This is a genomic window from Cupriavidus sp. WKF15 (assembly GCF_029278605.1).
Classification (GTDB): domain Bacteria; phylum Pseudomonadota; class Gammaproteobacteria; order Burkholderiales; family Burkholderiaceae; genus Cupriavidus.
In genome coordinates this window covers 611,047-624,973 of record NZ_CP119573.1, presented here as the reverse complement: position 1 = coordinate 624,973, position 13,927 = coordinate 611,047, and the positions used below count along the sequence as shown (strand labels likewise).

The 13,927-nt window shown below is 67.9% G+C and carries 15 protein-coding genes and 1 pseudogene; 12 read left to right on the top strand and 4 right to left on the bottom strand.

Features of this window, described 5'->3' with window-relative positions; genetic code table 11:
* Positions 1–7: 7 nt before the first annotated feature.
* The 3 genes from CupriaWKF_RS20215 to mhpD are packed head-to-tail and all read left to right on the top strand — an operon-like array spanning position 8 to position 3,014.
* Positions 8–1,912 carry a TRAP transporter large permease subunit gene (locus CupriaWKF_RS20215; protein ID WP_276102546.1) on the top strand — a complete coding sequence of 635 codons (1,905 nt, stop codon included), beginning with the start codon at positions 8–10 and terminating at the stop codon, positions 1,910–1,912.
* Positions 1,913–1,918: 6 nt separating this feature from the next.
* A complete protein-coding gene (locus CupriaWKF_RS20210; protein WP_276102545.1) occupies positions 1,919–2,212 on the top strand; it encodes a YciI family protein in 294 nt (97 codons plus the stop codon).
* Between the two features lie 7 nt (positions 2,213–2,219).
* Entirely contained in the window at positions 2,220–3,014 is a 795-nt protein-coding gene (mhpD, locus tag CupriaWKF_RS20205; protein WP_276102544.1) for a 2-keto-4-pentenoate hydratase, read from the top strand.
* Positions 3,015–3,040: 26 nt separating this feature from the next.
* Here the strand turns inward: mhpD and CupriaWKF_RS20200 are convergent, their stop codons facing one another.
* Positions 3,041–3,934, bottom strand: coding sequence for a LysR substrate-binding domain-containing protein (locus CupriaWKF_RS20200; protein ID WP_276102543.1), 894 nt, complete (start codon positions 3,932–3,934; stop codon positions 3,041–3,043).
* 241 nt (positions 3,935–4,175) lie between these two features.
* Between CupriaWKF_RS20200 and CupriaWKF_RS20195 the strand changes: the two genes are divergently transcribed.
* The 6 genes and pseudogenes from CupriaWKF_RS20195 to CupriaWKF_RS20170 all read left to right on the top strand — a co-directional run bounded on the left by CupriaWKF_RS20195 (position 4,176) and on the right by CupriaWKF_RS20170 (position 9,757).
* Positions 4,176–4,847 carry an alpha/beta fold hydrolase gene (locus tag CupriaWKF_RS20195; RefSeq protein WP_276102542.1) on the top strand — a complete coding sequence of 224 codons (672 nt, stop codon included), beginning with the start codon at positions 4,176–4,178 and terminating at the stop codon, positions 4,845–4,847.
* 189 nt (positions 4,848–5,036) lie between these two features.
* On the top strand, positions 5,037–5,693 hold the full coding sequence (locus CupriaWKF_RS20190; protein ID WP_276102541.1) for a PepSY-associated TM helix domain-containing protein: 657 nt from the start codon (positions 5,037–5,039) through the stop codon (positions 5,691–5,693).
* Positions 5,694–5,752: 59 nt separating this feature from the next.
* Positions 5,753–6,271: a DUF2271 domain-containing protein gene (locus CupriaWKF_RS20185; protein WP_276102540.1), complete on the top strand. Its 519-nt coding sequence runs from the start codon at positions 5,753–5,755 to the stop codon at positions 6,269–6,271.
* Between the two features lie 45 nt (positions 6,272–6,316).
* Positions 6,317–7,141: pseudogene (locus CupriaWKF_RS20180) on the top strand (DUF4198 domain-containing protein).
* A 22-nt stretch (positions 7,142–7,163) separates the two neighbouring features.
* Positions 7,164–8,171, top strand: coding sequence for an FAD:protein FMN transferase (locus CupriaWKF_RS20175; RefSeq protein WP_276102539.1), 1,008 nt, complete (start codon positions 7,164–7,166; stop codon positions 8,169–8,171).
* Complete coding sequence (locus tag CupriaWKF_RS20170; RefSeq protein WP_276102538.1) at positions 8,168–9,757, top strand: flavodoxin domain-containing protein; 1,590 nt, start codon at positions 8,168–8,170, stop codon at positions 9,755–9,757. Before CupriaWKF_RS20175 ends, CupriaWKF_RS20170 begins: the two co-directional genes overlap by 4 nt.
* 9 nt (positions 9,758–9,766) lie before the next feature.
* Here the strand turns inward: CupriaWKF_RS20170 and CupriaWKF_RS20165 are convergent, their stop codons facing one another.
* Positions 9,767–10,384 carry a hemolysin III family protein gene (locus tag CupriaWKF_RS20165; RefSeq protein WP_276102537.1) on the bottom strand — a complete coding sequence of 206 codons (618 nt, stop codon included), beginning with the start codon at positions 10,382–10,384 and terminating at the stop codon, positions 9,767–9,769.
* 234 nt (positions 10,385–10,618) lie between these two features.
* On the opposite strand from CupriaWKF_RS20165, the gene CupriaWKF_RS20160 reads away from it, so the two are divergent.
* The 3 genes from CupriaWKF_RS20160 to CupriaWKF_RS20150 are packed head-to-tail and all read left to right on the top strand — an operon-like array spanning position 10,619 to position 12,984.
* Positions 10,619–11,449 (top strand): ABC transporter substrate-binding protein, encoded by an 831-nt coding sequence (locus CupriaWKF_RS20160; protein ID WP_276102536.1) that lies wholly within the window; start codon positions 10,619–10,621, stop codon positions 11,447–11,449.
* Between the two features lie 28 nt (positions 11,450–11,477).
* On the top strand, positions 11,478–12,221 hold the full coding sequence (locus CupriaWKF_RS20155) for an amino acid ABC transporter permease (RefSeq protein ID WP_276102535.1): 744 nt from the start codon (positions 11,478–11,480) through the stop codon (positions 12,219–12,221).
* Positions 12,214–12,984, top strand: a complete 771-nt coding sequence (locus CupriaWKF_RS20150; RefSeq protein WP_276102534.1) for an ABC transporter permease subunit — start codon at positions 12,214–12,216, stop codon at positions 12,982–12,984. Before CupriaWKF_RS20155 ends, CupriaWKF_RS20150 begins: the two co-directional genes overlap by 8 nt.
* A gap of 10 nt (positions 12,985–12,994) precedes the next feature.
* Here the strand turns inward: CupriaWKF_RS20150 and CupriaWKF_RS20145 are convergent, their stop codons facing one another.
* Positions 12,995–13,357 (bottom strand): hypothetical protein, encoded by a 363-nt coding sequence (locus CupriaWKF_RS20145; protein ID WP_276102533.1) that lies wholly within the window; start codon positions 13,355–13,357, stop codon positions 12,995–12,997.
* An 11-nt stretch (positions 13,358–13,368) separates the two neighbouring features.
* Positions 13,369–13,785, bottom strand: a complete 417-nt coding sequence (locus CupriaWKF_RS20140) for a cupin domain-containing protein (protein WP_276102532.1) — start codon at positions 13,783–13,785, stop codon at positions 13,369–13,371.
* Positions 13,786–13,927: the final 142 nt, after the last annotated feature.

Sequence of the window (13,927 nt, the reverse complement as noted above, 5' to 3'; positions counted from 1 at the left end):
GCGGGACATGTCCACGCATATGGTCGATATCAAGGCCCCGCGCAGGGAGCCGCATGCCGGGGCGCTGCCGGGCGGCACACCCGCGCGGGTACTGAGGCTTGCTGACAAGGCGCTGGGGGTGATGACCGAAGTGCCGGCGGCACTGCTCGTGGTGGCCGAGATCGGCGTGCTGTTCAGCGGCGTGCTGAGCCGCTATGTCCTGCACACGCCGCTGGTGTGGGTCGACGAGCTGGCTTCGCTGCTGTTCATCTGGCTCATCATGCTCGGTGCCGCCGTCGCCTTCCGGCGCGGCGGCCACATGCGCATGACGGCGCTCGTCGACGCGGCGGCGCCGAAGTGGCGCGGCGCGTTCGAACTGGTGGCAACCGTGGCCGCGCTGACGTGGCTCGCACTGGTTGCGCATCCGGCCTGGGAGTTCGCGAGCGAGGAAGCCGCCGTGACCATGCCTGCGCTGGATATCTCCAATGCCTGGCGCGCCGCCGCGCTGCCCGTCGGCATCGCCCTGATCCTGCTGATGAGCGTGGTGCGGCTGCTGTCCACTTCAACTGTGCGCACCGCCTTGCTGGCGCTGGCCGCGTGCGGCGCGGTGGTCGGGGGCCTGGTCATGCTGCAGCCGGTGCTGCAAGGAATCGGCAATGCCAACCTGCTCGTGTTCTTTGTCGGCATCGTGGGCTTGCTGGTGTTTACGGGCGTGCCCATCGCGTTCTCGTTTGGCCTGGCCACCTTCGGCTACCTGTCGCTGACCACGTCCACGCCGACCATCGTCGTGATCGGGCGCATGGACGAAGGCATGTCGCACCTGATCCTGCTGGCGGTGCCGATGTTCGTGTTCCTCGGCGTGCTGATCGAGATGACGTCGATGGCGCGCGCCATGGTGCAGTTCCTGGCGAACCTGCTCGGCCATATCCGCGGCGGCCTGTCGTACGTGCTGATCGGGGCGATGTATCTCGTATCGGGCATCTCGGGCTCCAAGGCGGCGGACATGGCGGCCGTGGCGCCGGCCCTGTTCCCCGAGATGAAGCAGCGCGGCGCCGACGACGGCGACATGGTGGCGCTGCTCGCGGCCACCGGCGCACAGACCGAGACGGTGCCGCCAAGCCTGGTGCTGATCACCATCGGCTCCGTGACCGGCATTTCGATTGCCGACCTGTTCACGGCCGGCCTGATGCCGGGGATCGTCCTGGCCCTGGTGCTGGGCCTGGTGGTCTGGTGGCAGGCGCGCAAGACCGGCGCGGCGTGCAGCGCACGGGCCACGCGGGCCATGATTGGCAAGAGCCTGGTGGTGGCGCTGCCCGCGCTGGCGCTGCCGTTCGTGGTGCGTGCCGCCGTGGTGGAAGGCGTGGCGACAGCCACCGAGGTCTCAACCATCGGCATCGTCTACGCGCTCATCGTCGGCCTGCTGGTGTACCGCAAGCTGGACCTGCGGCAGCTCTGGCCGGCGCTGGTGGACACGGCTGCGCTGTCCGGTGCGATCCTGCTGATCATCGGCACCGCCACGGGCATGGCATGGTCGCTGACGCAGTCCGGCTTCTCCGGCGACCTGGCCGCGGCCATGGCGCAACTGCCGGGCGGGGCACCGGCGTTCATGGCGGTTTCCATCATCGCCTTCGTGCTGCTGGGCAGCGTGCTCGAGGGCATTCCCGCCATCGTCCTGTTCGGGCCGCTGCTGTTCCCGATCGCGCGCCAGCTAGGCATCCACGACGTGCACTACTCGATGGTGGTCGTGCTGGCCATGGGCATCGGCCTGTTCGCACCGCCCTTCGGGGTCGGCTATTACGCCGCCTGCGCCATCAGCCGCACCAGGCCGAGCGAGGGCGTACGCCATATCTGGCGCTACATGACTTTCCTGTTCATCGGCACCGTCGTGGTCGCGGCCGTGCCCTGGATTTCCACCGGTTTCCTCCATCACTGATCGCCCATGAAATTCGCAGCCTTCGTCGAGTACGCCAACGAGCCCGAGCGCATCGCGCAACACCGGCCCGCCCATCGCGCCTATCTGCAGGACCTGCTGCAACGCGGCCGGCTGGTCATTGCCGGCCCGTTCGCCGACGGCAGCGGCGCCCTGTTCGTGTACGAGGCCGCCAATGAACGCGAGGCCGCAAGGCTCGCGGCCAGCGACCCGTTCGCGAAAGCGTCGCTGTTCCAGGGCATCGTCATGAAGCCCTGGAAGCTCGTGTTCGCGAGCACCGACCACCTGACCCCTGCACTGTGAGGCGCACATGACCATGGATACCGCCATCCTGCAGACACTGGCCACATCGCTGCGCGACGCGGCACGGCAGCGCCAGCTGATCGCGCCGGTGCGCGAGGCACTGGCCGGCATGGGCGTCGAAGGCGCCTATGCGGTCCAGGACATCAACACCGCTTACTACCTTGAGAGCGGACGGCGGCTGACGGGCCGCAAGATCGGCCTCACCTCGAAATCGGTGCAGCAGCAGCTTGGCGTCGACGCGCCCGATTTCGGCATGCTGTTCGCCGACATGGAGCTCGCGCCCGATGACGAGGTGGCACTCGGACGCGTGCTGCAGCCGAAGGTTGAAGCCGAAGTTGCCGTGGTGCTGGAGCGCGACCTGAAGCACGAACAGGTGACGCTGTCGCAGCTGATGTCGGCCATTGCCTATGTGCTGCCGGCCGTCGAGATCGTGGGCAGCCGCATCCGTGACTGGGACATCCGCCTGCTGGACACGGTGGCGGACAACGCGTCGTCCGGTTTGTATGCGTTGGGAACGCAGCCGCGCAAGCTGTCGGAAGTGGACCTGCGTACGTGCGGCATGCTCATGGAGCGCCAGGGCGAGGTCGTTTCGCTCGGCGTGGGCGCGGCCTGCCTTGGGCATCCGCTCAACGCCGCGCTGTGGCTTGCCCGCAAGATGGCCGAAGTGGGCCGGCCGCTGCAGGCGGGCGACGTTATCATGACCGGCGCGCTCGGGCCCATGGTCACGGTCGCGCCGGGCGATGTCATCGACACCACCATCGCCGGCCTCGGCGTGGTCCGCACGGCCTTTGCATCGGACTGACCAGCGTTACGCCGCCGCGCTGCGGCTCAGCCCTTGGCCTGCGTTAGCTTGCGGATCAGGTCAATGACCGTGCGGCTGGCATAGGTCAGCGGCCGCTGCGTGCTGGTGGCCAGCACCAGCGTGCGCGTCAGGACGGGATCGGTGATGCGGCTCACGGCGATGCGCCCGAGCTGCATCTCGACTTCCACCGCCTGCCGCGTGAGGATCGTATAGGCGGCCCCGTTCGCGACGATCTCGCGCATGGCGGTCAGCGAATCGACCTCGATCTGGGTGTTCAGGTGGACGCCCGCCTTCTTCGCCTCGTCCAGCAGCATCATGTGGAAGCCGTCCGGCGCGCCGGGCAGCACGAGCGGCAGTGCCGCGGCATCGGCAAAACGGCAGCTGGGCCTGGCCACATTCGGATCTCCCGCCCGCGCGATCAGGTAGAGCTCGTCGGTGGCGAGCTTTTCATCGGTCTTGTGGATGCGCTCGCCGTAGCGCGAGAACACGCCCACGTCCGTGCGGCCGCTGGCCAGCGCCTCTTCGATATTGCCCGCGAACCCTTCCATCAGCCGCAGTTCGATCTTCGGGAAGTCCGCGCGCACGCGCTGGAACAGCGGACCGACTATATGCTGCGTGATCGACGCCTGAAGGGCCAGCCTGACGGGCCCGCTCGGGACCTCGGCGCGGTCGCGGATATCGTTCTTCAACTGGTCGAATTCGCCGAGCAGGGTCTTCACGCGCGGCATGATGGACTGGCCGAACTCCGTCAGCACCACGCCCCGCCCGGTGCGATAGAACAGCTTCGCGCCGAACTCGCTCTCCAGCGCGGCAATATGCTTGCTGAGCGCGGACTGCGCGATGCCGCGCAACGCGCAGACCTTGCTCAGACTGCCGGCTTCGACGATGTCGGATAACAGTTGTAGGTGCTTGATGTCCATCGCCTGTCTGCGTCTGTGAAGTCGTGTCCGTGGAGCCGGCCGGAAGACCGTTGCCGATGCACGGAGCGTGGCCGCGCGGTCGCGACGATTGTAGCGAAATGGCCCTTGTCGCAACGCCCCTTCACGGCGCCTTTTGCGTGCATGGCGCGAAAGCGGGGACGGGCGTCAGCCTGTACCATCGCGTCTGGGCCGCATGGCCCGTTGGCAGCGACAGGCAGACTGGAAATTCGTGGGGAAGGGAATGGCATTGCAGGCGGGAACCGGAAAGACTTTTGTGTCGGGCGAGGCGGGCAGGATCGAGCTGATCGTCGATGCGCCGCGCACGGTGGCTGGCGGTATCGCCGTCGTCGCGCACCCGCATCCGCTGCAAGGCGGCACGGCCACCCACAAGGTCCCGCACGTGCTCGCGAAGGCGCTGGCCGCGAGGGGCTATGTGACAGTGCGCCCGAGTTTCCGCGGTGTCGGCGAGACCGAAGGCGAGCACGATACCGGCGATGGCGAGACGGCGGACACGGTTGGCGTCGTCCACTACCTGCGCCAGGAGTACCCCGGACTGCCGCTGGTCCTGGCCGGCTTCTCGTTCGGTGCCTACGTCGTGGCGCGTACGGTGGAAGTGCTGCGCGGCCAGGGTTTGTCATGCCAGCACCTGATCCTCGCCGGCATGCCGTGGGGGACCATTCCCGGTCACAGGAGCTACGAGACGCCGGCCGTGCCGCCGACGACGCTGGTCGTGCATGGCGAGAACGACGAGCGCGTGACGCTCGGCGCCGTGCTCGACTGGGCGCGACCGCAGGACTTGCCCGTCGTGGTGGTGCCGGGCGCCAATCACTTCTTCACCGGAAAGCTCGGCGCGCTGGAGCGCGTGGTCGGCGGCTACCTCGACCATCTGCCGGAGCCCGCAACGGGCTCCTGACCTGACGCGCCCGGCGAAATCGGGGATCAGGCCGCTCAACAACGGTCACTTGCTGTAACGGGCTGTAAACCGGCGCGGGCGTCATCTCGTTGTGATTTCAAATGAGAACGATTATCCTTTTGCTTTCGATCTCATTTGTGACCAATGGGTCACAAAGCCTTTTGGAGCCCGTGCCGCCCATCCATTGCAATGACCGAAACCGAGCCGGCATCCGGCCAGCAGCGTCGCGCCTTCTGGCTCAAGCATCTCCATCAGTGGCACTGGATCAGTTCCGCGATCTGCCTGATCGGCATGCTGCTGTTCGCCGCGACCGGCTTCACGCTCAACCATGCGGCCCAGATCGAGGCGTTGCCGAGCGTGGTGACACGCCAGGCCACGGCGCCGGCCAGCCTGCTTTCGGCGCTGAAATCCGCCATGCCGGCCGCCTCGGGCAGCGGGCGCGATGCCAGGAGCGCGGTGCCGCCGGCGCTGGCCGACTGGCTCTCGCATGAACTCGGTATCGACGCCAGCGGGCGCGAGGCGGAATGGTCCGCCGATGAAGTCTATGTGTCGCTGCCCCGTCCGGGCGGCGACGCCTGGGTCAGCCTGGCGCTGGACACCGGCGAGACCCAGTACGAGAAGACCACGCGTGGCGTCATTTCGTATCTGAATGACCTGCACAAGGGCCGCAACACCGGCCGTGCGTGGAGCCTGTTCCTGGACGTGTTCGCGCTGGCCTGCCTGGTGTTCAGCGTGACCGGCCTGTTCCTGCTCAAGCTGCACGCCGCTGGCCGCGTGGCCACATGGCCGCTGGTGGGCCTGGGGCTGGTGGTGCCGCTGCTGCTGGCCATCCTGTTCATCCACTGACCGGATCGAGCCGATCCGCTGCGATCTTTCCTGCATCTTCCTGACGAGGTTATTCCGATATGCGCCGACTGCTCACCGTCACCCTCTCTGGCATGGCCGCCGCCCCGCTGGCCGGTCCGGCTTTCGCGGCAGACATGAACGTGACGGTGGAAATCCCGCGCCTGAACGTCGCGGAATACCACCGCCCCTATGTCTCGGTCTGGGTCGAGCGCGCCGACCAGAGCCCGGTGTCGACGCTGGCGGTCTGGTACGACGTCAAGAACAAGGAAGGCACCAAGTGGCTCAAGGACATGCGCCAGTGGTGGCGCAAGGCCGGCCGCGACACGCAGATGCCCGCCGACGGCATTTCCGGCGCCACGCGCGCACCTGGCGAGCACACGCTCACTTTCACGGACGGCAAGGCGCCCCTGGGCAAGCTGCCGGCCGGAGAGTACCAACTCGTGGTCGAAGCGGCGCGCGAAGTCGGTGGCCGCGAACTGGTGCGCGTGCCCTTTAACTGGCCGCCGCAAGCGGCCCAGACCGCCCGCGCCAAGGGCGAGCACGAGCTGGGTGGCGTGATTGTCGACCTGAAGCCCTGATGCCCCCGAAGCCCCTGATGCACTGATCCCAACCGGAGACCGACGATGAAGACCTTCCAATCGCGCCTGTCCACGCGCCTGGCCTTGCTGGCCGTGGCGGCCCTGGCCCCGCTGGCGGCACATGCGCACCGCCAGTGGCTGCTGCCGTCGGCCACGGTGCTGTCCGGCAACGACACCTGGGTGACCGTGGATGCCGCGGTCTCCAACGACCTGTTCTACTTCGAGCACGTGCCGCTGCGCCTGGACAACCTGGTCGTGACCGGCCCGGACGGAAGCGCCCTGAAGGCGGAGAACGCCTCCACCGGCCGCTACCGCAGCACCTTCGACCTGCACCTGACGCAGCCCGGTACCTACCGCGTGGCGGTGGTCAACCAGGGCCTGTTCGCGAGCTACAAGGAAAACGGCCAGACCAGGCGCTGGCGCGGCACGGCGGAAGCGTTCGCGAAGGAAGTGCCCGCTAACGCCGCGGACCTGCAGGTGACGCAGGCCGAAGGCCGCGTCGAGTCCTTCGTCACGAACGGCAAGCCGAGCAGCCGGGGCCTGGCCGCCAGCGGCCGCGGCCTGTAACTGGCGCCGATCACGCACCCGAACGACCTCGTGGCCGGCGACACGGCCAGCTTCCGCCTGCTGCTCGACGGCAAGCCGGCCACCAACCTGAAAGTGGCCGTGGTGCCGGGCGGCATCCGCTACCGCGACCAGTTGCAGGAATTCAGCGCCACCACCGACGCCGACGGCAAGTTCAGCGTGAAGTGGCCGGCCCCCGGCATGTACTGGATGGAGGCCGAGGTCCGCGACGAAAAGACCTCGGTCAAGGCCGCCAGGACCCGCCGCGCCACCTATGTGGTGACGGTCGAAGTGCTGCCGCAGTGAGCCGTTGCCAGGATCTGCCTGCTTGAACCGCGTCCTGATCCCGCTCACGCTGTCAGCGCCGCCGGTACCGCCCGGCGCGCAGGCGCGCGCGCAGCGCTGGGCCGGCGAGACCATGGGTACCACATGGTCGGTGGTGGCCATGCTGCCGCCGACGGTGGACGCCGGCGCGCTGGAACAGGGCATACGCGCCGCGCTCGACAGCGTGATCGCGCAGATGAGCAACTGGGCGCCGGACTCGGACGTGAGCCGCTTCAACCGCGCCTGCGCCGGCACGTGGGTCGCGCTGCCGGCCGACTGCCTGCGCGTGCTGGCGTGCGCGCTGCAGGTCGCGCGCGACAGCGGCGGTGCCTACGATCCCAGCGCCGGGCCGCTGGTGGACCTGTGGGGCTTCGGTCCCGCGCCGAAGCGCAGCGCGCCGCCGGCGCCGGACGAGGTCGCGCTGGCCAGGCGGCAATGCGGCTGGGACCGTATCGTGCTCGATCGCGAAGGCGGCCGCGCGCTGCAGCCTGGCAGCGTATCGCTTGACCTCTGCGCGATTGCCAAGGGCTTCGCGGTGGACGCTGTCGCCCGATACCTCGATGGCGAGGGCGTGGCACACCACCTGACCGAGATCGGCGGCGAACTGCGTGGCAACGGCGTCAAGCCGGACGGCATGCCGTGGTGGGTGGCCCTTGAATCGCCGCCTGACAGCGGGCCGGCCACGCCGGAGCAGACGCTGGTCGCGCTGCACGGCCTGTCCGCCGCCACCTCGGGCGACTACCGGCGCTTCTTCGACAGCGAAGGCCGGCGCTATGCGCACACCATCGATCCGCGCACCGGCTATCCCGCCAGTCATGCGCTGGCTTCGGTGACCGTGCTGCACGTCGAATGCATGATGGCCGATGCGCTTTCCACCGCCCTGACCGTGCTCGGCCCGCGGGCCGGCATGGAACACGCGCGCCGGCATGGCATCGCGGCGCGCTTCCTGGTTCGTACACCGGGCGGTTTTGACGAACATCTTTCCCCGGCCTTTGCCGCGATGCTGGCATGAACCGCTTCCTGACATGCTGGCTGGCCGCCGTGGCCGGTGTCTGCCTGGCCATGCTGAGCCCGTCGCGCGCCGGCATGGCGGCTGGTGTGTTGCTCGCCTATGCGGGCTTCTGCGCGGCCGTGTTCGATCATCACCGCCGCCGGCTCGCACGCGTCACGGCGCTTGCCGGCGGCGGCGCGGACCAGCATGGCGCCACGCTGGTGGCCTACGCGAGCCAGACCGGCTTTGCCGAGCAACTGGCCATGCAGACCGCCGCCGCGTTGCAGGGTGCCGGCATGCCGGTGCACATGCTTTGCCTTGCCGAGCTGGACGCCTGCCGGCTGGCCAGCTTCCGGCAGGCGCTGTTCGTGGTCAGCACCACCGGCGAAGGCGACGCGCCCGATAGTGCCTCGGGATTCGCGCGCCGCCTGCTGGCCGCGGGTGGTCAGGATGCATTGCGTCAGCTTCGCTATGGCGTGCTGGCACTGGGAGACAGCAGCTACGCGCGCTTTTGCGCGTTCGGCCATGCGCTGTCCGACTGGCTGCAGCGCCACCATGCGCAGCCGCTGTTCGACCTGATCGAAGTGGACAACGGCGACGCGGGCGCGCTGCGCCACTGGCAGAACCACCTGTCCGCGCTCAGCGGCGGCGCGGAGATCGCCGACTGGGAGCGTCCGCGCTATGACCGCTGGCAGCTCGCGGAGCGCCATCATCTGAACCCCGGCAGCCAGGGCGCGCCGGCGTTCCATCTCGCGCTCAGGCCCGAGGCCGACTTGCCGGACTGGCAAGCCGGCGACATCGCCGAGATCGGTCCCTGCCACGACCCGGCCGAGATCGGCCGCCTGCTCGACAAGCTGGCCATGGACAGCGCCACGTCCGTGCGCTGCGACAGCCAGACGATGACACTGGTCGAAGCGCTCGCCACGCGCCTGCTGCTGCCCGAAGCGCACCTGGCCACGATGCGGGCCTTGCCGCCTCAGCAGCTTGTCGACGCGCTGTCGCCGCTGCCGCATCGCGAGTATTCGATTGCCTCGCTGCCGCAGGATGGGCAGCTCGAACTGCTGGTGCGGCAGACCCGTCATGCCAACGGGCGGCTCGGGTTGGCATCCGGGTGGCTGACCAGCCATGCATCCGTGGGGGCGCGCATTGCGCTGCGTATTCGCACTAACCGGGGCTTCCATGCGCCGCCCGATGATCGTCCGCTGGTGCTCGTCGGCAATGGCACCGGCCTCGCCGGACTGCGCGGCCACCTGAAGGCGCGCGCGCTGGCTGGGCGGCATCGCAACTGGCTGTTTTTTGGCGAGCGTTCAGCGCGGCATGACAACTTCTTCGCTGACGAACTCGCTGGCTGGCAGCGCGATGGCGTGCTGGAGCGGGTGGATGTTGTCTATTCGCGCGACGGCAGCGCTTTGCGCTACGTGCAGGATGCGCTGCGCGAGCGTGCGCCGTCGCTGCGCGAATGGGTCGATGCCGGGGCCGCCATCTACGTGTGCGGCAGCCTGCAGGGCATGGCTGGCGGCGTCGATGATGCGCTTGCCGAGGTGCTCGGGGCGGAGCGGTTGCGGCGGCTCAGTGAGCAGGGGCGTTATCGGCGCGACGTCTATTAGCCAGCCGCGTCAGCCCACGTACCAGAGAATGCTGACAAACTGGCACGTGCTGCCCGCCAGCACGAACAGATGCCAGATACCGTGGAAGTGCCGGACCTTCTCGTCAAACAAAAAGAATCCGATGCCGGCCGTATAGAGTGCGCCGCCCGCTACCAGCCACCACATGCCGGGCGCCGGCAACGCTGCCGCCAGCGGCTGGAACGCTATCAGCACCAGCCATCCCATCACCACGTAGATCGACAACGAAAACACCCGCGTACGCCGCCCGATCCAGAGTTCCTGCACGATGCCGACGGCGGCGAGTCCCCAGTTGATCCCGAATAGCGCCCACCCCCATGGGCCGCGCAGCGTGACCAGTGCAAACGGCGTATAGCTGCCCGCGATAAGCAGGTAGATGGCGCAATGATCGAGCCGCTGGAATACGTCCTTGGCCGGGCCGCGCAGGCTGTGGTACAGCGTGGAGATGGTGTAGAGCAGAACCAGCGTGGTGCCGTAGACCACTGAACTGACCACCTTCCACGCGTCGTGGTAGAGGGCCGAGGATGTCACCAGCACCGCCATGCCGGCGGCCGCCAGGATGGCACCGGCCAGGTGGCTGTAACCGTTGAATCGTTCGCCGCGATACATGCGCCGTCCTCCGGGAAAACTCAGTCGGTGCGCAGTCCGCAGTGCAACCGCGGATGCACGAAGCCGTATTTTCGCACGGCTGCGCGCGCTTGCCGCGGCAAGGCCCTGACGGCAGTCATGGCTTCGTTGCCATACGGCGACAGTGTCGCGGCATATCCATCTGCGAAAGCATTCGTTCCCTGTGCCGGTGCACACCGCTATCGTCTGCCCATCCAACCTTAGCGTGAGGCATCCATGCGTACCCGTTCCCCGCTGCTGCGCGCAGCGCTGACCCTGATCACCGGCCTGGCCGTGCTCGCTTCCGGCTCCGCCATGGCGGACCGCCTCGACGACATCCGCAAGGCCGGGGTACTGCGCGTGGGCGTGTTCGACGCCAACCCGCCGTTCGGCTTTGTCGACGCGAAGACCAATGCGCCGGCCGGCCTCGATGTGGACTACGCGCGCGAGATTGCGAAGCGGCTCGGGGTGAAGGTCGAATTCCGTGCCACCAACCCGGCCAACCGGATCCCGCTGCTGGCTTCGCAGAAAGTCGACATCGTGGCCGCGAACTTCACCATCACCGAAGAGCGCCGCCAGCAGATCGCCTTCTCCACGCCGTACTTCGCCAGCGGCCTGCAGTTCATCGCCAGGAGCGGCACGCTGCGCCAGCCGGACGATCTCAGGAACTGGCGCCTGGGCGTGGACAAGGGCACCACGCAGGAAACCACGCTGCGGCAGAAGTATCCGGAGGCGCGCGTGATTGCCTATGACGATTCGCCGCTCGCCCTGGCCGCATTGCGCAGCGGCGCGATCCAGGCCTTTGCGCAGGACGGCGCCAAGCTCGGTGCCTTGCTGGCGACATTGCCCAACAAGGAGCAGTTCGAGATCTCGCCGTTCACGCTGACGCGCGAATACATGGGCATCGGCATTCCGAAGGACGAGGCGCGCCTGACCGCGACGATCGACCAGATCCTCGCGGAGCTCGAGAAGAACGGCGTGGCGGGGCAGATCTACGACAAGTGGTTCGGGCCGAAGAGTTCGGCGCCACTGGCAAGGGACTTCCGCATCGGCGACAAGGTCAACTGATGCTGCCTGGCGCACGCATGAAGCGGGAATGGGAATGACTGCGTCCATCCTCTTTCAGCCGCTGAAAGAGAAATACCTGCACTGGCTGCTGTCGGGCTTTGCCATGACCGTCGCGCTGTCGGTCGCCGTGTTCGTGCTTGGTTGCCTGCTTGCCTGCGCGTGGCTGGCATTGCGCCGCACGCCGGTGCGGGTTGCCGTGGATGCAGCGATCGGCTTCGTGCGCAAGACGCCATTGCTGGTCCAGCTCTTCTTCTGGTACTTCGGCGCAGCGCAATGGCTCGGCAATGCGGCGATCGCCCGCATATCGGATTGGCGCGGCGTCGATATCGGCGCCGGCATGATGCTATCGGCGCCATCGCTGGAGGCGCTGGCGAGCACGCTTGGCATCGCGCTGTATGCGAGCGCCTTCTATGCGCAGGAACTGGAAGCCGGCATCGCCGCCGTGCCGCGCGGCCAGTTCGCGGCCGCGCTCGCGCTTGGCTTTTCGACACAGGCGGCGTGGTGGCGCATTGTCCTGCCGCAGGCGCTGCGCATCGCGGCGGCGCCGATGGTCGGGCAGTTCTGCCAGACCATCAAGAACACCTCGCTGGCGATGGCGATCGGCTTTGCCGAGCTGTCCTATGCCGCGCGGCAGGTGGAGACCGACACCCTGATGGCATTCCAGGCCTTCGGCGTGGCCACGCTGCTCTATGTCGCGCTGATCCTGCTGCTGCAGGCGCTGGCGCCGCTGGTGCAGCGGCAACTGGGCTGGCATGAGGTGAAGCATGGCTGATGCCGCGGGCCTGCCGGCGGGCCTTGCGCTGGTGCTCGGCCAGTTGCCGTTCCTGCTCAAAGGCGCCTTTCCCGAAGGGCCGCTCGCGGGGGCGGCGCTCACGCTGGCCATGGCCGCGATGGCCTGTGCGGGTGCCACGGCGGCAGGCATTGTGCTCGCGCTGCTGCTTGCGCTGGCGCCGCCGCCGGTGACGCGCCCGGTGCGCGCGCTGCTGGCAGTGCTGCGCGCCATCCCGGTGCTGATGCTGATCTTCTGGGCCTATTTCCTGCTGCCGATGCTGGCTGGCGTGCAGGTCGGCGAGGTGCAGACCGTGGTGATCGCGCTGGCGCTGATCGGCGCCGCCTACATCGCGCAGAGTCTTGATGCCGGGTTTGCCGCCATCGGCAAGAGGCAGCAGCATGCCGCGCTGGCCCTTGGCTTCACGCCGCTGCAGGCGATGTGGCATATCGTGCTGCCACAGACGCTGCGCGCGATGCTGCCATCGCTCGCGAACACCTGGGTATCGCTGACCAAGGATACGTCGCTGGCCTATATCGTCGGCGTGACCGAGCTGTCGACACTGGCCGCGCAGATCAACGGGCGCAATATGGGTTATGCGGCCGAAGTCTTCGCGGCCGTGGCCTTGCTCTACTTCCTTGCGTGCGCGGCGATTGAATCGTGCGCCGCATTGCTGCTGGCACGCGGCGGGTACCGGCGGCGCCGGCCATTCACCCGTACCGGCGCCGCTGCGGCTTGGCCGGCTTCAGCACCGCGAAATCCGTGACACGCTGCGCTCACTCCGCCGGCGCGCTGAGGGCGGCGTCCAGCATGGCGGTCGCCAGGCCGACGAGCAATGCGATCGCGGAGGCAACAAACCAGCGTACGGTCTGGCGATACTCGGCGACGGCATCGTCCTCGATCCGCAAGGCGCGGAACAGCGCGACGATTTGCAGGACCACCGCGCCGACCAGGGAAAGCGCGGCAAACGCCGCGCGGGCGTTCCAGTGTCCCGGGCTCTCGAAGCCCCAGAAGCGCCAGAAGGCCAGCGAGAAGCCAAGGAGCACGGTGATTGCCGTGATGATGCCCTGACGATAGCCCGCGGATACCATCTGTGGCGCGGGCGTAGCGCTCTGCGGCGGGGTGTCGGGCGCGGGCATCGGGCGCAGCGTTACGGTTGCGTTGCCGGTAGTTCGACCACGGCCAGCGTGGCTACCAGGCCGCCCACCACGCGGCTGCGGTGACCCTTGCCAGTCGTGTCCTCCAGCAGCAGCGCGCTGCCGGCGACCAGCGAACGGCGTTCGCCGTCGGAGGCCTCGAATTCCATCTCGCCGTCCAGCATGAACATCCACATCCTGAGCGGGGATGGATGCAGGTCGCCCACCCAGCCGGTCGGCACCACCAGGAAGCCCTGGCGCACGGCGGGCGTCATTGACGACACCCAGAACGATGGGGCAGGTGGCGCAAAATTGCGCTCCGACATTTCCGTCGACAGCGCGCCGAAATGCGATTCGCCGGATTCGTCGGCGTAGAGGCGGCCGAAGGCCAGGGTGGAATGGTGGGTAGTGGAGATTGCGGGGTCTGGCATGGCGCGGCCTCCGGCAAGGGGCGTTGGCCCCGTTGTTACGCTAACCAGTCTAGATTGCGCAGGGCGGCTGTGTTGGCCTTCTTGGCATGCGCCGCTCGCAGCAGCGCCCGCCAGGCACGACAATCGCCCCATCGCCACAGGC